This is a genomic window from Acidimicrobiales bacterium, from assembly GCA_036273495.1.
In the GTDB taxonomy this organism is placed as follows: Bacteria; Actinomycetota; Acidimicrobiia; order Acidimicrobiales; family JAJPHE01; genus DASSEU01.
In genome coordinates this window covers 1-17,529 of record DASUHN010000222.1, presented here as the reverse complement: position 1 = coordinate 17,529, position 17,529 = coordinate 1, and the positions used below count along the sequence as shown (strand labels likewise).

At 71.6% G+C, this 17,529-nt stretch carries 19 protein-coding genes and 3 tRNA genes; 15 read left to right on the top strand and 7 right to left on the bottom strand.

Translation table 11 applies throughout. The features are described from left to right. The first annotated feature begins 107 nt into the window (after positions 1 to 107). Genes VFW24_09425 through VFW24_09415 form a run of 3 tightly spaced genes read left to right on the top strand, consistent with a single transcriptional unit; the run spans position 108 to position 3,713 of the window. A complete protein-coding gene (locus VFW24_09425) occupies positions 108 to 1,091 on the top strand; it encodes an ROK family protein (GenBank protein ID HEX5266981.1) in 984 nt (327 codons plus the stop codon). A gap of 25 nt (positions 1,092 to 1,116) precedes the next feature. Next, positions 1,117 to 3,204 carry a polyphosphate kinase 1 gene (gene ppk1, locus VFW24_09420; protein ID HEX5266980.1) on the top strand — a complete coding sequence of 696 codons (2,088 nt, stop codon included), beginning with the start codon at positions 1,117 to 1,119 and terminating at the stop codon, positions 3,202 to 3,204. After that, positions 3,201 to 3,713, top strand: a complete 513-nt coding sequence (locus VFW24_09415; protein HEX5266979.1) for a phosphoglycerate mutase family protein — start codon at positions 3,201 to 3,203, stop codon at positions 3,711 to 3,713. The genes ppk1 and VFW24_09415 overlap by 4 nt, the downstream gene beginning before the upstream one ends. Before the next feature lie 74 nt (positions 3,714 to 3,787). On the opposite strand, the gene VFW24_09410 is transcribed toward VFW24_09415, so the two are convergent. After that, positions 3,788 to 4,144, bottom strand: coding sequence for a hypothetical protein (locus tag VFW24_09410; GenBank protein ID HEX5266978.1), 357 nt, complete (start codon positions 4,142 to 4,144; stop codon positions 3,788 to 3,790). Positions 4,145 to 4,356: 212 nt separating this feature from the next. Here VFW24_09410 and pstS point away from each other — a divergent pair, with 212 nt between their 5' ends. Further along, entirely contained in the window at positions 4,357 to 5,490 is a 1,134-nt protein-coding gene (pstS, locus tag VFW24_09405) for a phosphate ABC transporter substrate-binding protein PstS (protein HEX5266977.1), read from the top strand. 39 nt (positions 5,491 to 5,529) lie between these two features. On the opposite strand, the gene VFW24_09400 is transcribed toward pstS, so the two are convergent. Next, entirely contained in the window at positions 5,530 to 6,054 is a 525-nt protein-coding gene (locus tag VFW24_09400; GenBank protein HEX5266976.1) for a VOC family protein, read from the bottom strand. 44 nt (positions 6,055 to 6,098) lie between these two features. Beyond that, on the bottom strand, positions 6,099 to 6,851 hold the full coding sequence (locus tag VFW24_09395) for a glucose 1-dehydrogenase (GenBank protein ID HEX5266975.1): 753 nt from the start codon (positions 6,849 to 6,851) through the stop codon (positions 6,099 to 6,101). Between the two features lie 57 nt (positions 6,852 to 6,908). Here VFW24_09395 and dtd point away from each other — a divergent pair, with 57 nt between their 5' ends. The 5 genes from dtd (at position 6,909) to VFW24_09370 (ending at position 11,351) form a co-directional block, all read left to right on the top strand. Continuing rightward, positions 6,909 to 7,346 carry a D-aminoacyl-tRNA deacylase gene (gene dtd / locus VFW24_09390; GenBank protein ID HEX5266974.1) on the top strand — a complete coding sequence of 146 codons (438 nt, stop codon included), beginning with the start codon at positions 6,909 to 6,911 and terminating at the stop codon, positions 7,344 to 7,346. Between the two features lie 25 nt (positions 7,347 to 7,371). Then, a complete protein-coding gene (locus tag VFW24_09385) occupies positions 7,372 to 8,517 on the top strand; it encodes an LLM class flavin-dependent oxidoreductase (GenBank protein ID HEX5266973.1) in 1,146 nt (381 codons plus the stop codon). Continuing rightward, on the top strand, positions 8,517 to 9,326 hold the full coding sequence (locus VFW24_09380) for an alpha/beta fold hydrolase (protein HEX5266972.1): 810 nt from the start codon (positions 8,517 to 8,519) through the stop codon (positions 9,324 to 9,326). Before VFW24_09385 ends, VFW24_09380 begins: the two co-directional genes overlap by 1 nt. A gap of 130 nt (positions 9,327 to 9,456) precedes the next feature. Then, positions 9,457 to 10,704 (top strand): FAD-dependent monooxygenase, encoded by a 1,248-nt coding sequence (locus tag VFW24_09375; GenBank protein ID HEX5266971.1) that lies wholly within the window; start codon positions 9,457 to 9,459, stop codon positions 10,702 to 10,704. Positions 10,705 to 10,829: 125 nt separating this feature from the next. Then, positions 10,830 to 11,351, top strand: coding sequence for a pyridoxamine 5'-phosphate oxidase family protein (locus VFW24_09370; protein HEX5266970.1), 522 nt, complete (start codon positions 10,830 to 10,832; stop codon positions 11,349 to 11,351). A gap of 18 nt (positions 11,352 to 11,369) precedes the next feature. On the opposite strand, the gene VFW24_09365 is transcribed toward VFW24_09370, so the two are convergent. The 3 genes from VFW24_09365 to VFW24_09355 form a co-directional block, all read right to left on the bottom strand. Further along, positions 11,370 to 12,350, bottom strand: a complete 981-nt coding sequence (locus VFW24_09365) for a hypothetical protein (protein HEX5266969.1) — start codon at positions 12,348 to 12,350, stop codon at positions 11,370 to 11,372. Between the two features lie 77 nt (positions 12,351 to 12,427). Further along, positions 12,428 to 12,500: transfer RNA gene (locus VFW24_09360), tRNA-Arg, on the bottom strand. Positions 12,501 to 12,538: 38 nt separating this feature from the next. Beyond that, positions 12,539 to 12,949 (bottom strand): NYN domain-containing protein, encoded by a 411-nt coding sequence (locus tag VFW24_09355; protein HEX5266968.1) that lies wholly within the window; start codon positions 12,947 to 12,949, stop codon positions 12,539 to 12,541. 89 nt (positions 12,950 to 13,038) lie between these two features. Between VFW24_09355 and VFW24_09350 the strand changes: the two genes are divergently transcribed. From VFW24_09350 to VFW24_09325, 6 genes are all read left to right on the top strand, one after another. After that, positions 13,039 to 13,112, top strand: a tRNA-His gene (locus VFW24_09350). Positions 13,113 to 13,194: 82 nt separating this feature from the next. Further along, positions 13,195 to 13,266: transfer RNA gene (locus VFW24_09345), tRNA-Lys, on the top strand. A 5-nt stretch (positions 13,267 to 13,271) separates the two neighbouring features. Beyond that, complete coding sequence (locus VFW24_09340) at positions 13,272 to 13,700, top strand: CoA-binding protein (GenBank protein HEX5266967.1); 429 nt, start codon at positions 13,272 to 13,274, stop codon at positions 13,698 to 13,700. Further along, positions 13,700 to 14,689 carry a decaprenyl-phosphate phosphoribosyltransferase gene (locus tag VFW24_09335; GenBank protein HEX5266966.1) on the top strand — a complete coding sequence of 330 codons (990 nt, stop codon included), beginning with the start codon at positions 13,700 to 13,702 and terminating at the stop codon, positions 14,687 to 14,689. Before VFW24_09340 ends, VFW24_09335 begins: the two co-directional genes overlap by 1 nt. Before the next feature lie 5 nt (positions 14,690 to 14,694). After that, positions 14,695 to 16,062 carry an FAD-binding oxidoreductase gene (locus VFW24_09330; protein ID HEX5266965.1) on the top strand — a complete coding sequence of 456 codons (1,368 nt, stop codon included), beginning with the start codon at positions 14,695 to 14,697 and terminating at the stop codon, positions 16,060 to 16,062. Beyond that, positions 16,059 to 16,817 carry a decaprenylphospho-beta-D-erythro-pentofuranosid-2-ulose 2-reductase gene (locus VFW24_09325; protein ID HEX5266964.1) on the top strand — a complete coding sequence of 253 codons (759 nt, stop codon included), beginning with the start codon at positions 16,059 to 16,061 and terminating at the stop codon, positions 16,815 to 16,817. The genes VFW24_09330 and VFW24_09325 overlap by 4 nt, the downstream gene beginning before the upstream one ends. Before the next feature lie 385 nt (positions 16,818 to 17,202). Here VFW24_09325 and VFW24_09320 read toward each other — a convergent pair. Beyond that, a partial coding sequence (locus tag VFW24_09320; protein HEX5266963.1) for a glycosyltransferase occupies positions 17,203 to 17,529 on the bottom strand: 327 nt, incomplete at its 5' end.

Sequence of the window (17,529 nt, the reverse complement as noted above, 5' to 3'; positions counted from 1 at the left end):
GGCCGCTACCGCAGGACCGCCCGAGGGGGAAACGAGATCTGCCCGGACGGTCACCGGTACCCGGTCTGGGTTATACCTTTCGGAGGTGACGCAGGAGGTTCGTAGCTATGAAGGTCGGAGTCGACCTCGGCGGCACCAAGATCTTCGCCATCGCCACGGACGAGGGTCAGGTCGTCGGTGAGCTGAAGGCCAAGACCCCTGTGCTGGGCGGTCCCCTCGCGGTCGTGGACGCCATCGTGTCGGTTGTCCGCGAGCTCGGGGACGGCGGCCCTCTCGACACCGTCGGCATCGGAGCCCCCGGGGCGGTCGACTTCGCCACCGGCGAGGTGCGCCGGGCGCCCAACCTCAAGGGCTGGATGGACCCCTTCCCGCTCGGTCCCACCCTGGCCGAGGCGCTGGGAGGGGTGAACGTCGTGGTCGACAACGACGTGAACGTCGGCACGGTGGCCGAGCACGAGCTGGGGGCGGCCATCGACTGCCCCGACGTGATGGGCCTGTTCGTCGGCACCGGAGTCGGAGCCGGCCTGATCCTGGACGGCCGGCTGCGCCGGGGCCCGACCGGCTTCGCCGGGGAGATCGGCCACGTCGTGGTCCGCCCGGGCGGGCGGCGCTGCGGCTGCGGCGGCCGGGGCCACCTCGAGGCCTACGCCGGGCGGGCCGGCATGGAGCGCCGGGCCCGCCAGCACCACGCCCGCGGCATGGACACGGTGCTGGTGGAGTGGTCGAAGGCGCGGCGGATGACGTCGAGCGTCTTCGCCCGGGCCCTGGGCGCGCGGGACCGGGTGGCGGTGAGCCTGATCGACCGGGCGGTGGAGACCCTCGGACAGGCGATCGCCACCGCCGTGACCCTGCTCGACGTGCCTCTGGTGGTCGTCGGCGGCGGCCTCGCCGACCGGCTGGGCCCGCCGTTCGTCGAGCGCATCCAGGAGGCCTCGCTTGCGGCCATGCCCTCGGGCCAGGCCGACAACCTGCGGGTGATCCCGGGGGCCCTCGGAGACCGCGGCGGGGCGCTCGGCGCGGCGGTGGCGGCCGGGGCCCGCGTCGCCCTGGCGACCACGGCGACCACGGAGTCGGCGGCGGGGTCGGCGTGAGCCCGGCCCCACCCACCTCCCCCTGGTGACGACGGTGGTCATGGCGCGGTCCGACCGCCCCCTCCTCGACCGCGAGCTCTCCCGCGTCGACTTCGACACGCGGGTGCTGGCCCAGGCCGAGGACCCCTCCCTCCCGCTGCTGGAGCGGGTGAAGTTCCTGGCCATCTTCGCCTCCAACCTCGACGACTTCTTCCAGGTGCGGGTGGCGGGACTGAAGAGCCGCCTGGCCGCCGGCCTCGGGCCCGGTCCCGGCACCGGTACCCCGGCCCAGCAGCTCGAGGCCATCCGCGCCCGCGTCGAGCGCCTCGTCGAGCGCCAGACCCAGGTCTTCCTCAAGGAGCTGGTCCCGGGACTGGCCGAGCGCGGTATCCGGCTGGCGTCGTGGTCCGACCTCGACGACGCCGCCCGCGCCCATCTCAACGCCCTGTTCGAACGGGAGATCTTCCCGGTCCTCACCCCGCTGGCCGTGGACCCCGGCCATCCGTTCCCCTACGTGTCGAACCTGTCGCTCAACCTGGCCGTGATGGTGGTGGACCCGGTGGGCGGGGAACGGCGCTTCGCCCGGGTGAAGGTGCCCCCGCTCCTGCCCCGGTTCGTCGTCCTGCCCGACCGGGAGCAGTTCGTCCCCCTCGAGCAGGTCATAGCCGTCCACCTCGACCGGCTGTTCTCGGGCCTGGAGATCGGCGAGGCGTTCTCGTTCCGGGTGAGCCGCAACATCGACCTGTCCCCGAACGACGAGGACGCCGAGGACCTGCTGGCCGCGGTCGAGATGGAGCTGCGGCGGCGCCGCTTCGGGGAGGCGGTCCGCCTCGAGGTCTCGTCGGACATGAGCGACGAGGTGACCGATCTGCTGGCGCGTGAGATCGGGGTCGAGGACCAGGACATCTACCGGGTGGAGGGACCGCTCGACCTGGCCGGGCTCATGGTCCTGCGCGACCTCGACCGCCCCGATCTCAAGGACGAGCCCTTCGCCCCCGTGACGCCCCTGGGCTTCGAGCGGCCGGACGGGGAGCCGGCCGACGTGTTCGCCCTCGTGCGCGGCGCTGACGTGCTCGTGCACCACCCGTACGAGGCGTTCGCCACGACCGTCCAGGAGTTCATCCGCCAGGCTTCCGCCGATCCGCGCGTGATGGCCATCAAGCTGGCGCTGTACCGCACGTCCGGGGACAGCGCGGTCGTGAAGTCGCTGATCCGCGCCAACGAGCGGGGCAAGCAGGTGGCCGTGCTCGTCGAGCTCCAGGCGCGCGGCGACGAAGAGGCCAACATCGGCTGGGCCCGGGCCCTGGAGGAGGCCGGCGTCCACGTCGTCTACGGCCTGGTCGGGCTCAAGACCCACTGCAAGGTCTGCCTGGTCGTGCGCCAGGAGGACGACGGCATCCACCGCTACTGCCACATCGGGACCGGCAACTACAACCCCGAGACGGCGCGCCTGTACGAGGACATCGGCCTGCTGACCCACAATCCCGACATCGGTGCCGACCTCACCGACCTGTTCAACTTCCTGACCGGTTACAGCCGCCAGATCGACTTCCGCAGCATCGTGGTGGCGCCACTCGGCCTGCGGGAGCGGCTGATCGGGCTCATCTCCGCCCAGGCCGCCCTCGGCCCGGCCGGGCGGGTGGTGATGAAGGTGAACAACCTGGTGGACGCCGAGGTGATCTCCGCCCTCTACGACGCCTCCGCTGCGGGCACCCCGGTCGACCTGATCGTGCGGAGCATGTGCTCGCTGGTTCCCGGCGTCCCCGGCGTGTCCGACAACATCCGCGTCCGGTCCGTGGTGGGGCGGTACCTGGAGCACTCGCGCATCTTCCGCTTCGGCGCCGACGGCGCCGACGACCTGCGCTACTACATCGGGTCGCCCGACATGATGGAGCGCAACCTCGACCGCCGGGTCGAGGTGGTGGTGCCCGTCGATTCCGCCGCGTTGCAGGACCGGCTCCAGCGGGTCCTCGACATCCTCCTCGACCCCGGGGTGGCGGTCTGGGAGCTGGAACCCGACGCCACGTGGGACCGGGTCGGCGTTCCCGGGGACTCCCCCCAGGCCCGGCTGTGGGAGGCGGCCGCCGCCCGGGCGGCCCGCAGCGACCTCGAGGTTGCCGGCGAGGGCGGTTGACGCTGCAGGTACTGCTCGTCAGGCACGCGAGCGCCGGGTCCCGGAGCCACTGGGCCGGCCCCGACCACCTCCGGCCTCTGGACCGCATGGGGCACCGGCAGGCCGAGGGCCTGGCGGCGGCATGGACCGGGGCCAAGGTGCCCCGCATCCACCAGCTCCTCTCCAGCCCCTATCTCCGGTGCGTGCAGACGGTGGAGCCCCTGGCCGGCACGGTGGGGCTCCCGGTGGAGGAGGAGCCGGCCCTGGCCGAGGGGCACGAGACCGAGGCCATCGGCCTGACCCGGGGCCTGCTGGTGTCCCGGGAGCGGGCCGGGTCGTCCCCGGCCGGGCGGATGGTCGTGCTGTGCACCCACGGGGACGTCATCCCGGCGATCCTGGACGAGGCCGCCGCCGACGGGGTCGACCTGGGGAAGGACACCCGGTGGGCCAAGGGGTCGGCGTGGCTCCTCGAGGGGTCGGCGGGGCGGTTCACGGCGGCGCATTACCGCCCGCCCGTCACCTCCACCTAGTCTGCCGCGGTCCTCGGTGGGCCAGGTGGGCGCGGCCTGGCACCATCCACCAATTCCCGGCGCAATGGGGCTATTCAGGTATCTATCGTGGGCCGACGTTCGATTCTGGCCGCGGCTCTTGCGATCGCGGGGCTGCTGATCGCCAGCGTGGCCGCTCTGGCCACCCATGGTGGCAGCAGCCGGCCCGCGGCCACGTCGTCGACGTCGTCGACGACGACCTCGCCCCCGTCCTCGACGTCATCGTCGACAGCCGCACCCTCGTCGACCTCCTCCACCACCTCCTCCACCGCCCCGACCAGCTCGTCCACGACCGGCGGGTCCACGACCGGCTCCTCGGTCGTCGGGTCGGCCGGCAGCTCGTCGACCGGGTCCTCCGCGACCGGGTCCTCGTCGGCTCCGGGCGGGTCGGCTCCGACGGGCGGCGGGCTCACCTCGTCGGGTGCCGGGAGCGCCGCCGGCCACCGCGGCCTGGCCGTGACCGGCGGGACCCAGGAGCTGCTCCCTGCCGGCCTGGCCCTGGTCGGGGCGCTAGCCCTGCGCAGGCTCCGCCGGCCCCGCCGCTGAACCACGAATTTTCCGCTCGTTCCCGCGGCGTTCACTGGAACAGCGCCTCCAGTTCACGGAGCCCTTTTACGGTGCGGGCGTGACCAGCTCAGCGAACGCGAAATCCACCACTCGTACCTTCCGTAGGAGCGCGGCGGGGTCCGCCCTCGTCGCCGCCTTCGGCCTGGCGGCGGCGGCGTGCGGCAGCTCCACGCCGGCGGCGTCGAGGTCGACCACGGCTGCGTCGACCAGCAGCACCACGGCGGCGGTGGCGTGTGGCTCCGGGACGATCACCGGCGCCGGCTCGACGTTCGTGGCCACCATCCTCCAGCAGTGGACCAAGGACTACGAGGCCAAGTGTCCGGGCTCGACGATCAACTATCAGGCCGTCGGCTCCGGCGCCGGCATCACCCAGTTCACGGCAGGGACAGTCGACTTCGGCGCGTCCGACGCCGTGCTGTCGTCGGCGCAGAGCCAGGCGCTGGCGGCCAAGGGCACGATCCTGCAGATCCCGTGGGCGGCCGGAGGGGTGGCCCTCGAGTACCACGTCAGCGGCGTCTCGAGTCTGAAGCTCGACAGCGCCACGATCGCCGGGATCTTCGCCGGCAAGATCGTGAAGTGGAACGATCCGGCCATCGCCGCCCTCAACTCCGGCGTCACTCTGCCGTCCGAGGCCATCCAGACCTTCCACCGGTCCGACTCCTCCGGCACCAGCAACATCTTCACCTCGTACCTCACCGCCGCCGCTCCGTCGTCGGTGTGGACCTTCGGCGCCAACAAGACGTGGCCGGCTCCGGGCGGCCAGGGCGCCAAGGGCTCTGACGGCGTCACCGCCGCCGTGGGCCAGACCGAGGGCGGGATCGGCTACGCCGAGGTGTCCTACGCCAAGGGCGCCCAGCTGCCCATGGCCTCGGTGAACAACGGCGCCGGCAGCTTCGTGCAGCCGACCTCGGACGCGGTCACCGCGGCCCTGTCCGAGGCCACCGTGCCCGCCGACCTGACGGTGAAGCCCAACTACACGCCGACGGGAGCGAGCGCCTACCCGATCGCCTCGACCACCTGGGTGATGGTGGCCTCGAAGCAGACCGACGCCGCCAAGGCGACTCTCCTCAAGGACTTCATCACCTACGCGGTGACCGGCGGCCAGGCCTCGGCCAACAGCCTCTACTACGCCCCGCTGCCCTCGTCGCTGGCGACCCAGGACAAGACGGCGGCCACCCAGATCGGGATATGACCCCGGACCGGGTCGATGCCCGGTCCGAACGTCAAACGGTCAGGCGGTAGCCGGGGCCGAGACGCCGATCCCCCCAGGCGTCTCGGCCCCGTACCGCGCCTTCTCCCGGTCGAGGTCGAGGGCGGAGATCCGCGAGCGCGACTCGAGAGCCGCCTGGTCGAGGCGGTCGGCGGGGACCACCCACGCCACCTCGAACTCCAGGCCGTCGGGGTCCTTGGCATAGAGGCTCTTGGTGGTTCCGTGGTCGCTGGCCCCGACGAGGGCGCCGGCGTCGCGGAGCAGGCCCGCCAGCCGCTCGAGCTCGGCCAGGGTGTCGACCTCCCACGCCAGGTGGTACAGGCCGACCGTGCTCCGGCCCGCCCCCGACTCCCCGACGGCGTCGCCCACCGAGAACAGACCCAGGTCGTGGTCGTTGGTCGACCCGCGCCCCCGCATGAACACGGCTCCCCTGAGGCCCTCACCCATCGCCACCCGCTCGAACCCGAGCACCGACTCGTAGAACTGGGCCGACCTCTCGGCGTCCCGCACGTAGAGCACGGCGTGGTTCAGGCGCTTGATGGACATGGAGCCAGGCTACCGCCGGTCTTCCACCCGGCCCATGGCGCCCGCTATCGGTTGACCTGACCGCCGTCCACGACCATCGACAGCCCGCTCACCCAGTCGGCGGCGTCCGAGCACAGCCACACCGCCGCCTCCGCCACCTGCGCGGGCTGTCCCAACCGGCCTCCGGGCATGGTGGCGAGCACGGCGTTGGCGATCTCCGGGCTGGTCCGGAACCAGTCCTGGATCATCGGCGTGTCCACCATCCCGGGGCAGACCGCGTTGACCCGGATCCCCCGCCCGTTGAACTCCTGGGCGGCCGCCTTGGTCAGGCCCAGCACCCCGTGCTTGGCGGCGGTGTAATGGGGGAGGAACGGGGCGGCGATCAGGCCGGCCCCCGACGAGGTGTTGACGATGGTTCCCCCGCCCTGCGTCTGCATCTGGCGCAGCTCCTCGCGCATGCAAAGGAACACCGAGGTGAGGTTCACCGCCAGCATGCGGTCCCAGGCCGCGCGCGTCAGATCGGGGAAGGGCCGGGAGACGTCGTTGATCCCGGCGTTGTTCCACGCGCAGTCGAGACGGCCCGCCTCCGCCACGACCCGTCGCACCACCTCGGCCACCGCGTCCTCGTCGGTGACGTCGATCGTGACCGGAGTGGCACGCCCGCCCGCCTTCCCCACCAGCTCGACCGTCTTCTCGGCTCCGCCCGCGTCGATGTCGAGCGCGTAGACGTGGGCCGCCCCCTCCCGGGCGAATATCGCCGCCCCGGCCCGGCCCATGCCGCTGCCCGCCCCCGTCACCAACACGACCTTCCCGTCCACCAGGCCCAATGTCGCTCCCGTCCTCAGGGCAGAGGGCCGACGCTACCCTCGACGGTCGTGCGCGCCGTGGTCCAGCGGGTCACCTTGGCATCGGTGACGGTGGCCGGCGAGGTCGTCGGCACCATCGGTCCCGGACTCTGCGTCCTCGTCGGGGTGACCCATACCGACGGCGACGAGGCGGCTGATCGCCTGGCCGACAAGCTGTGGAACCTGCGGATCTTCGAGGACGAGACCGGGCGGGCCAACCGTTCCGCCGCCGATCTCGGTCGGGAGGTACTGGTCGTCAGCCAGTTCACCCTGTACGCCGACGCATCCCGGGGGCGAAGGCCGTCGTTCGTGGCGGCCGCGCCTCCCGAGCAGGCCGCCCCCCTCGTGGACCGGGTGGCCTCGGCGCTCACGGCCAGGGGCGCGCGCGTGGCGGTGGGCCGGTTCAGGGAGCAGATGAGCCTGAGCCTGACCAACGACGGACCGTTTACGATCCTGCTCGACAGCTGAGCCGACGGGTCGAAGGGGGACGTGGATGCACTGCGGGGTGATGGTCACCGGGTACAACCAGGAGGACTGGCCCCGCCTGATGAGCGGGGACTACGAGCGGCCTCCCGAGATCCCCGACCACGTCCAGATGGAGAACACGCTGTACATGGGGGAGCTGGTCGAGCCACTCGGCTACGACTCCATATGGGCCACCGAGCATTACGGCTCCGCCTACTCGATGCAGCCCAATCCGTTGCAATACCTGGCTTACTGGGCAGGACGGACCAAACGGGTCGACGTCGGCACCGCCGTGATCGTGGCCCCGTGGTGGAACCCGGTCCGGCTCGCCAGCGAGATCTCGATGCTCGACATCCTCCTGCGGGGCCGGCACCTCCACCTCGGCATCGGCCGCGGCGTGGCGCCCCACGAGTACGCCTCGCTCGGGGTGCCCATCGAGGAGTCCCACACCTACTTCTATGACGTCGTCAACGCCATTCGGGCCGCCGACGGAGCGGAGCGCTTCACCTACGACGGGCAGGTGTTCAAGATCCCCCCGACCACCATCCGCCCCCAGGCCCGGCACAAGGGGGAGGTCACCAGGGACATCAAGGCCGCCTTCTCCACGGAGAAGTCGGCCCGGCTGGCGGCCGAGAACGGCCTCGGCCAGATGTTCGTGTCCGGTGACGACCTCGACTCCATGACCTCGGGAGTCCGCCGCTTCAACGAGATCCGGGCCGAGCTGGGCCTGCCTCCCGACCAGCCCACCACTCTCCTGTGGATGTACTGCGCCGAGACCTCCGCCGCCGCCGAGGAGGGATGGGACTTCTTTCACAACCAGCTGCTGGCGGCCCAGCACCACTACTTCGAGTGGAACAATCCCGGCTTCCAGGGCATCAAGGGCTACGAGGACTACGTGACCCGCCATTCGGCCGACGTCGGCCTGGCCGACGCCAACCTGGCGGCCCGGAGGGCCACCCAGCCCATCGGGACCCCGGACGAGATCATCGACAAGATCAGGTCGCTGCAGTGGGCCATCAGTCTCGGGGAGCTGGTCGTGCACGTCTTCTACGGCGGCATGCCGCGGGAGAAGGCGGAGCGCAGCCTCAGGCTGTTCGCCGAGAAGGTCCTCCCCGCCGTTCAGGCCATGCCCACGCCCATCAACCCGGAGTCGCTGGGGCGGGCCGCCGGGTAGTGGCTCCGACCGCCGCCAGCAACCGGGCCGAGGTACGCGGCACCCGCCTCGCCTACGAGACGTCGGGCTCCGGCCCCCAGCTGATCTGGGGCCACGGCCTGTCGATGAACCGGGTCAGCGACGCCGCCCTCGGGGCGCTCGACTGGAGCCGGATCCCCGTGTCGGTGGTCCGGTACGACGCCCGGGGGCACGGGGAGTCCGAGTCGACCCCGGACCTCGACGGGTACAGCTGGGAGGAGCTCGGGCGCGACCAGCTGGCCCTGGCCGACACCCTCGGGATCGGGGAGTACATCGCCGGCGGGGCGTCGATGGGCTGCGGGACGGCGCTGCACGCCGCGGTGCTGGCCCCGGACCGGGTGCAAAGCCTGGTCCTGGTGATCCCCCCGACCGGATGGGAGAGCCGGGCGACCCAGGCCGAGCAGTGGGAGGTCTCCGCCGCCCTGGTGGAGCGGGAGGGCGTCGAGGCCCTGATCGCGGCGCGGGCGGCCATCGAGCCCCCCGACCCCTTCCGGGGGGACGAGGACCGGCGCCAGCGCCAGGCCGCCGCCAGCCGGGCGTGGGACCCACGCCGGCTGGCCCACGTCCTCCGGGGCGCCACCCGGGCCAACCTGCCCGACCGCGATGCGGTGGCCGGCATCACCATCCCGGCGCTGATCCTGGCGTGGACGGGTGACCCGGTCCATCCCGAATCGACGGCGCGTGAGCTGGCCGGGCTTCTCCGTCACTCCGAGCTGCACGTGGCGTCGACGGCCGCCGAGGTCGGTTCGTGGACCGACCGGGTCGCTGAGTTCGTGACGAGGGGGCGTTAGCGCCGCAAGGGCCCGGACGCATCCTCAGATCAGGCACCGGCAGGCCGATGCCCTAGCTGCCGACACCTGGCCGGACAGAGGCCGGCGGGGTGTCCCGGGCAGCACCGGCGGACTGAAGGGGGACACGGACATGGGCAACACCGAACGAGCCGACGTCGTCGTCGTAGGGGCCGGCGTCGGTGGAAGCGCAGTGGCGGACGCCCTGGCGAAAGCGGGTCTGACCGTGCTCGTCCTGGAGCGCCAGGTCGAGTACGCCGACCACGTCCGGGGTGAGTTCCTGCAACCGTGGGGGGTGGCCGAGGCGCAGCGCCTCGGGGTGTTCGACACCCTCGTCGCAGCCGGCGGAAACGTGACGAGCCGGTTCATCGTCCACGACGAGGCGTTGACCCGTGAGGAGTCGGAGGCCGGGGCCACCCCGCTCGGGGCGCTCGTGCCCGAGGTGCCCGGAGCCCTGGGGATCGGCCACCCCACCGTGTGTCGCGCCCTCGAGGCGGCGGCGGTGTCCTCCGGGGCCCAGGTGATCCACGGGGTGAGCGAGGTCAAGGTCGTGGCGGGGGGGACCCCCGAGGTCCGCTATGTCGGCCCCGACGGAGAGCGGGCCGTGTCCTGCCGGATCGTCATCGGCGCCGATGGACGGGAGTCCGGGGTGCGCCGGCAGATGGGGATCGAGCTCAACCGGACCGACCCCCGGGTGTTCCTGGCCGGACTGCTGGTGTCCGGTGTCGAGGCCTGGCCCGAAGGCGACGCCGTGGTCGGCACCGAGGGGGACCGGCTCTTCTACGTCTTCCCCCAGGGCGGGGGCAAGGCCCGGCTCTACCTGGCCATGCGGGCCGACGAGCGGGCCCGGCTGTCCGGCTCCGATCGCACCGCCCACTTCCTGGAGGGGTTCCGCCTCGATTCGCTGCCCGGCAGCGAGCGCTTCGCCGAGGCGGACGCGGCGGGGCCGTGCGCCGGATACCCCATGTTCGACAGCTGGGTCGATGACCCCGTCGTCGAGGGGGTGGCCCTCGTCGGCGACGCCGGCGGCTTCAGCGACCCCGTCATCGGCCAGGGACTGTCGATCGCCCTGCGTGACGCCCGTATGGTGAGCGAGGCGCTGATCTCCTCGCCCCAGGATTGGAGCCCCGCTGTCCTGGGCGGGTATGTCGAGGAGCGAGCCGAGCGGATGCGGCGGCTGCGCTTCGCCGCCCAGGTCTTCGCCGACTGCTACGAACCCCGCCTGGCACCCGTCGAGGAGCGGCGCCGGCGGATCGAGCTGCTCAACGGCGCCGACGAGGACCTGTTCATGGTCCAGGCCTCGGTTCTGTGCGGTTCCGAAGCGTTGCCGCCGAAGTGCTTCGAGGACCAGGTGAGGGACCGTCTTCTGGCTTCGGCCTAGCGGACCGTCCAGCCGGCCCGGCCGGCGCGGGCAGGGAAACGCGATGACTTTGCGGCCCACGGCTCGTCTGATCTGCGACGCACGCCCTCGCACGGGTGGTGCCGGCTACGACAAGGAGACGAGCCATGGAGATCATCAATCTGGGCGCAGCGGACGGACTGCCGCCCGTTCAGTGGGAAGCGGTCGTCGAGAAGCTCGACACGGGATCGGTGCCGGCTCCGGACGCCCACAACTCTCGTACGACATGGCTCGCCACGGTCAACGAGGACGGCAGCCCGCACGTGACCGCCGTGGGTGCCATCTGGCTGGACGGCACGTTCTGGTTCCAGACGGGTGACACCCGGAAGGGCCGCAACGTCGGGCGCGATCCACGCTGCTCCATCGCCATGTCGATCCGCGATGCAGACGTCGTCGTCGAGGGTGACGCGGCGCGGGTGACCGACCCGGCCATCGTGGCCCGCGTGGCAAAGGCGTGGGCCGACGGTGGTTGGCCGGTGGAGCCCGATCCCAGCGGATCGGGCATCACAGCCCCCTTCAACGCACCGTCACAGGGGCCGCCGCCCTGGACCGTCTATCGCATCGAACCACGGTCGGCGACGGTGGTGTGGGGTGCGGAGCCGGGGGGCCTGACCCGCTTCACCTTCTGACGCCGGGTCTGATGCGACCTAACCGCCACTTTCCGAATGTGCCTTGACGGCCGCCTCGAACTGATTCAGGGATACGACATCGTCCGCCGAGGGCGTTGATATGGATACGTGAGCCCCATAGTTCACGAAGTCCATGTCCAAGTTCACGGCAACATCGCGGCCGTTCTGGGTCGTATCGAGCGAGAAGGACATGCGGCGCAACAGTTTCGACGCGTCGAACCAGACATCCATAGTGAGTGGCTGAAGACTCTGTGCAGCCTGCGCGATCTGCTGTTGAGTACCGGGATCGATACCGCTAGACGAGAGGTACTTCTGTTCCGCGTCGAGGAGGTTCTGGCGGCTGATTGTCACCGCGTACCCTGATGCTGTAGTCCCACGAATCGACTTGGTCCCGAGGGTCGTGACGGTGTTGCCCTTCGCGGCCAACAGGTGCAACTGGGCCAAGGGATCACTCGTTCCTGTTCCCAGCGAACTCCCTGTGCCGACCGGAATCGGAATCTCGACCCAGTGCTTGCCGGGGACAAGCGCAGAGATGTCCTGACCGTGGCTTTCTATCCCCATGAAGAACCTACCGTCGGCGACGACCTCCTTCTGCTCAATCGTCCCGCCCGGGCCGGTGAAGTCAACCGTTGCGGCAAACTGCTGAGGATTGGAGAGGGCTGCTTCCCCGGTCCCATTGAGGGGGATGCCCTTACCGGCGGTCGAGACCGTTCCGGCGAGGACGAGGTCCGCCGTGCGTTCAGTGAGAGTGGTTTGGCTGGCAGACAGGACGAAGGCGGCGGGAGCGATGCCGGCCCCCGGGTTTGTCGAACCACCCGAGGCAACGATCAGCCCAATGCCGACTCCGACGACGACGATGACCACGCCGATGGCCAGAGGCCAGGCCCGGCGCCGCCGATCAGCGGGGTTCTCCAATGTCCCCATCGATTCGTCGCCGCCCCCGGGGGGTCGGCCGCTGCTCTCGAAAGAGGGGGTCGTAGGTCCGAATGCGCCGTCCACGATCCACAAGTGTGGCGGACAACGCCGAGAGAGGGCGAGGCTCGGTTAGAACCTCCCCTCCGAGCGCCGCCTCGGTGCGCCGCCGGCAGGACTCGAACCTGCAACCTTCGGATTAGAAGTCCGTCGCTCTATCCATTGAGCTACGGCGGCGAGATCGGCCCCGCACCACTCGGGGCCGCCTTTCAAGGCTAATGGGACCCGTCCCGCTGTCCGCCGCCCAATCGGTCGAGGAGGTTCCGGCTCGGCACGATCTCGGCGCCCAGCGCCCGGACCCGGTCCCGTAGGCCCCGGTCCGAGGTCACCACCACGACCGCCGACCCCTGCCGCCCGGCAGCCTCGACGATGGCGTCGTCAGCGGAGCGGTGCGCTCCGGCGTGGACCACCTGGACGACTGTCCGGTGCTCGGCGCCCTCGGGCTCCGGTCCCCAGCCCGGCCCGTCAAAGATCACCGTCACCTCGGCCCCCTCCGGCCATTGGTGGCGCTCCAGCTCGCCCACCAGGCGGCGGGCGGCGCCCCGGCGGTCCCGCCACCAGCCGTCGGGCCGGGACCCCATCACGTTGTTGCCGTCGATCAGCCAGCGAGCCGTCCCGGGTGCCACACGGCCTCCTCCCGGCCGACAGGGTAGGGCCGGGAACGGCGAAGTCGACCGGGGCGCGGCCCCTCCTGTGCCATGCTGGGCCGTCCACGGTGGCCGTAGCTCAGTCGGTTAGAGCGCCAGGTTGTGGCCCTGGAGGTCGGGGGTTCGAGTCCCCTCGGTCACCCCGAATCGGCTCTGGCGGCCGCCGGCGCCGACCCCTTGCGGCTGTCGGAGGTCGGTGGGGCCCCAGGTAGTGTTTCCCCTTCGCGCCTCTAGCTCAACGGCAGAGCAACGGGCTCTTAACCCGCAGGTTCAGGGTTCGAATCCCTGGGGGCGCACCCGCATGCAGCCGGCCGAGACCACGATCAGACGAGTGCTCACCGGGTACCGGACCTGGGCCGTGGTGGGCTGCTCGCCCGATCCACGCCGGGACAGCCACGACGTGGCCGCCTTCCTCCTGTCCCACGGCTACGCGGTGATTCCTGTCAATCCGAGTTGCCCGGAGATCCTGGGCGCCCGCTGCTACCCGACAGTGGCGGACATCCCCGAGCCGGTGGATGTGGTCGACATCTTCCGGCGGTCCGAGCTCGCCGGCGCCCACGTGGACGAGGCGGTGGCGGCCGGGGCCCGGGCGGTGTGGATGCAGCTCGGCGTGGTCGACGAGGCGGCGGCGGAACGGGCCCGCGCCGCCGGTCTCGACGTGGTCATGGACCGCTGCCCGAAGATCGAGCTTCCCCGCCTGGAGCGCCGCGGCCTCCGGCCCCCCGCCTGATGAGCGACCACGCCCCGGCCGGGGAGGCCCGCTTCGACATCCCGACTGCGCCCTTCGGGGACATCATCCCGCCCCGCCGCGCCGGGGATGCCGCCGGCACCGGGAGCCTGCTCGGCGCGGTGGTGCACACCGCCCGGCCCCGGCAGTGGATCAAGAACCTGCTCGTCTTCGCCGCGCCCGGCGCGGCCGGGGTCGTCTTCCATCCGCACGCTTTGGGGCGGGCGGCGGCGGCCTTCGCCCTGTTCTGCCTCGCCTCGTCCGGGTCCTACTTCCTCAACGACGCCGTCGACGCCGAGGCCGACCGCCTCCACCCGGTCAAGTCCGCCCGCCCGGTGGCCTCGGGGCTCCTCCCGGTCCCGGCGGCAATCGCCACGGCGGCCGTCCTCATGTCGGCGGCGCTGGGCCTGTCGGCCGTGGTCGGGCTCAAGCTCCTCGTCGCCATGGCCGCCTACGTGGCCATCCCCGCTCTCGGGTACTCCCTGTGGTTCAAGCACGAGCCCGTCTTCGACATGGGGGCGGTGGCGTCCGGGTTCATCGTGCGGGCCATCGCCGGCGGCGTCGCCACCGGCGTGCCGCTGTCCAACTGGTTCCTGATCGTGGCCTCCTTCGGCTCGCTGTTCGTGGTGGCGGGGAAGCGCTACGCCGAGCAAGTCGGCCTGGGGGACGACGCCGCCGAGCACCGCGCCACGCTGGGCCGTTACTCCATCGGGTACCTCCGTTACGTCCGCTCGGTGTCCTCGGCGGTCGCCATCGCCGGCTACTGCCTGTGGGCGTTCGAGAAGGCGTCACCGGCGGGCCATCCCGGGAGCGGGGCCATCTGGTTCGAGCTCTCGATCGCCCCGTTCGTGCTGGCCGTCCTGCGCTACTCGTTGATCCTCGAGGAGGGGGGCGGGGACGCCCCCGAGGACGTCTTCCTGCACGACCGCCTGGTGCAGCTCCTGGCAGCGGTGTGGGCGCTGGTGTTCGCCCTCGGCGTGTACGCCATCTGACTCCGGTGCCTGCTCAGCTGCTGACCGGTTGGGGGCGCACGGGGGCGACGCGGGCGGAGGTGGCTTCGCCGGGGAGCGCGGCGGAGGTCGCCGACCTGCTCGGGACGGCGGGCCGGCGCGGGGTGCTGGCCCGGGGCCTGGGCCGCTCGTACGGTGACGCCGCCCAGAATGCCGGGGGAACGGTCGTCGACACGAGCGGGTTGACCGAGCCGCTGGAGCTCGACGCCGACGGCAACCTCCGGGCCGGAGCGGGAGTGAGCCTGGACACGGTGATGCGGACCTTCGTCCCGCGCGGTTGGTTCGTCCCCGTCACCCCCGGGACCAGGCAGGTGACGGTCGGTGGCGCGGTAGCCGCCGACGTGCACGGGAAGAACCATCACCTCGACGGGAGCATCGGTCGCCACGTGACGCGCATTCGGCTCGTCACCCCGACCGGGACCCACGAGCTCCGTCCCGAGGACGACCTGTTCTGGGCCACGGTCGGCGGGATGGGCCTGACGGGCGTGATAACCGAGGTCGACCTGCGCATGATCGCCGTCGAGTCCAGCGCCATCGTCGTCGACACCGATCGCACCCCCGATCTCGACACCACCATGGCGCTCATGACGGAGGGCGATGACCGCTACCGCTACTCGGTGGCCTGGATCGACTGTCTGTCCAGCGGCCGGTCCCTCGGGCGCTCGGTCCTCACTCGCGGCGACCACGCTCCCGCTGCGGCCCTGCCGGACGCCCGGCGGGCCGACCCGTTGCGCTTCGCGCCCCGGACCGTCCTGGCCGCTCCGCCGTGGGCGCCGTCGGCGCTGCTCAACGCCATGAGCATCCGGGCATTCAACGAGGCGTGGTACCGGCGTGCCCCCCGCCGGGAGAGAGGGGCGGTCCACGGCCTGGCCGGGTTCTTCCACCCCCTCGACGGGGTGAGCGGGTGGAACCGCCTGTACGGCCACCGTGGCTTCCTGCAGTACCAGCTGGTGCTGCCCTTCGGTCAGGAGGACGTGCTCCGCCGGACCGTCGAGCGGCTGGCCGGGGGAGGGTGCCCGTCGTTCTTCGGGGTCCTCAAGCGGTTCGGGGGGGCGGACGCCGGCCATCTCTCGTTCCCCACGCCGGGCTGGACGCTGGCCCTCGACATGCCGGTCGGGCCATCGGCCCTGGGCCCTCTGCTCGACTCCCTGGACGCCGACCTGGCCGAGGCCGGTGGACGGGTGTACCTGGCCAAGGACTCCCGGCTGCGCTCCGAGCGGGTGCGGGCCATGTATCCGCGGCTCGAGGAGTGGCAGGAGGTCCGGGGCCGCGCCGATCCCGACGGCGTGATGTGCTCCGACCTGGCCCGGCGCCTCGGCCACCTGGGGGCCGGCGCCACCGGAGGAATCGCATGAAGGACGCCCTCGGCCGTCCACAGTCGGTTGCGGTGTTCGGTGGGACCTCCGAGATCGGGCGGGCGGTGGTGGAGCGGCTGGTCGGCGGGGGCACGGCCCGGGTGGTGCTGGCCGGTCGGGACGGCGCGGCTCTCGAGAACGTGGCCACGGATCTCCGCCACCGTCACGGAGCGCGGGTGGACGTGGTGCCCTTCGAGGCCGAGGACCGGGCCACCCATGCCCGCACCGTGGAGGCGGTGTTTGCCGGAGGGGACCTCGACGTGGTCCTGGTGGCCTTCGGCGTGCTGGGGGACCAGACGCGGGACGAACGGGACCCCGGCGCCGCGGCCGGGGTCGTCGAGACCAACTTCACAGCCGCGGTGTCGGTGGGGGTGGCCGTGGCCGAGCAGCTGCGCCGCCAGGGCCATGGCGCCCTCGTCGCGCTGTCCTCCGTGGCCGGCGAGCGGGCCCGGCGCTCGAACTTCGTGTACGGCGCATCCAAGGCCGGACTCGATGCCTTCTACCAGGGCCTCGCAGCCGCGCTGGCGCCGGAGGGGGTGCACGTCATGGTCGTGCGGCCCGGGTTCGTGAAGACGCGCATGACGGCCGGGATGAAGCCGGCCCCGCTGGCCACCACCCCCGAGGCGGTGGCCGACGTCGTCGTGGACGGGTTGGGTCGAGGCGCCCACACGGTGTGGGCCCCACCCGCGCTGAGGGCGGTGATGGTGGTGCTCCGGCACCTGCCGGGCCCGTTGTTCCGCAAGCTGCCCGTCTGATCTGCGGTTTCGGGCGCAGGCCACCTTTCCGAGAGCTCGTTGCCAGAGACTCCTCCCCGGGAGCTCCTCCCCCACCTGCGCGAAATGCTTTTCTCGTGCCGTATGTGAAGATTCGAATACGGCCGGTATCGTCTGCACGATGCGTGGCGCGCCAGCCGCCATCCGTCGATGAGGAGCGGGCTGACCGCCGCACGGCGTACCCAACAATGCACGTGCAGTGGCGAAAACCCGGCCGTATTTGAAAGTTCACGTCCGACAGACAGATTTTCCTGCGGGGGGGGCGGGGGGACGCCCCGAGGACGCCCCGAGGACGCCCGAGAACTCCCGAGAACGGCGACGGCTTGTCTGGGCACGTCCGTGCGACCCCCACGTGACGACGGCCGGCCTACCGCCGCGCCGTGGTCGCCAAGAGCCGCTCGTAACGGGACAGGACGTCGGGCCAGGCGTAGTGAGCCTCGACGTAGCGCCGTCCCGCCGCCCCCAGCCGGTCACCGAGCCCGGGTTCCTCTTCGAGCAGATCGAGGGCGGCCTCGAACTGGGCGAAGCCCCGGTACGGGATGGCCCCTCCGCTGCGGCGGGCCTGGCCGGCCAGCACGGACGAGCGTTGCTGAACAAGGGCCGGGCGGCCCACGGCCCAGGCCTCGGTGAGCGCCATGGAGAAGCTTTCGAACCAGCTCGGCATGACCAGGCACCCGCAGCCCCGTAGAGCCGA

Bases quoted from the DNA above. Each gene is read 5' to 3' on its own strand.
- VFW24_09425 (HEX5266981.1), top strand. From the start codon at position 108: ATGAAGGTCGGAGTCGACCTCGGCGGCACCAAGATCTTCGCCATCGCC.
- VFW24_09400 (HEX5266976.1), bottom strand. From the start codon at position 6,054: ATGTCCATCAAGCGCCTGAACCACGCCGTGCTCTACGTGCGGGACGCC.
- VFW24_09385 (HEX5266973.1), top strand. From the start codon at position 7,372: ATGCACTGCGGGGTGATGGTCACCGGGTACAACCAGGAGGACTGGCCC.
- VFW24_09375 (HEX5266971.1), top strand. From the start codon at position 9,457: ATGGGCAACACCGAACGAGCCGACGTCGTCGTCGTAGGGGCCGGCGTC.
- VFW24_09370 (HEX5266970.1), top strand. From the start codon at position 10,830: ATGGAGATCATCAATCTGGGCGCAGCGGACGGACTGCCGCCCGTTCAG.
- VFW24_09340 (HEX5266967.1), top strand. From the start codon at position 13,272: ATGCAGCCGGCCGAGACCACGATCAGACGAGTGCTCACCGGGTACCGG.
- VFW24_09335 (HEX5266966.1), top strand. From the start codon at position 13,700: ATGAGCGACCACGCCCCGGCCGGGGAGGCCCGCTTCGACATCCCGACT.
- VFW24_09325 (HEX5266964.1), top strand. From the start codon at position 16,059: ATGAAGGACGCCCTCGGCCGTCCACAGTCGGTTGCGGTGTTCGGTGGG.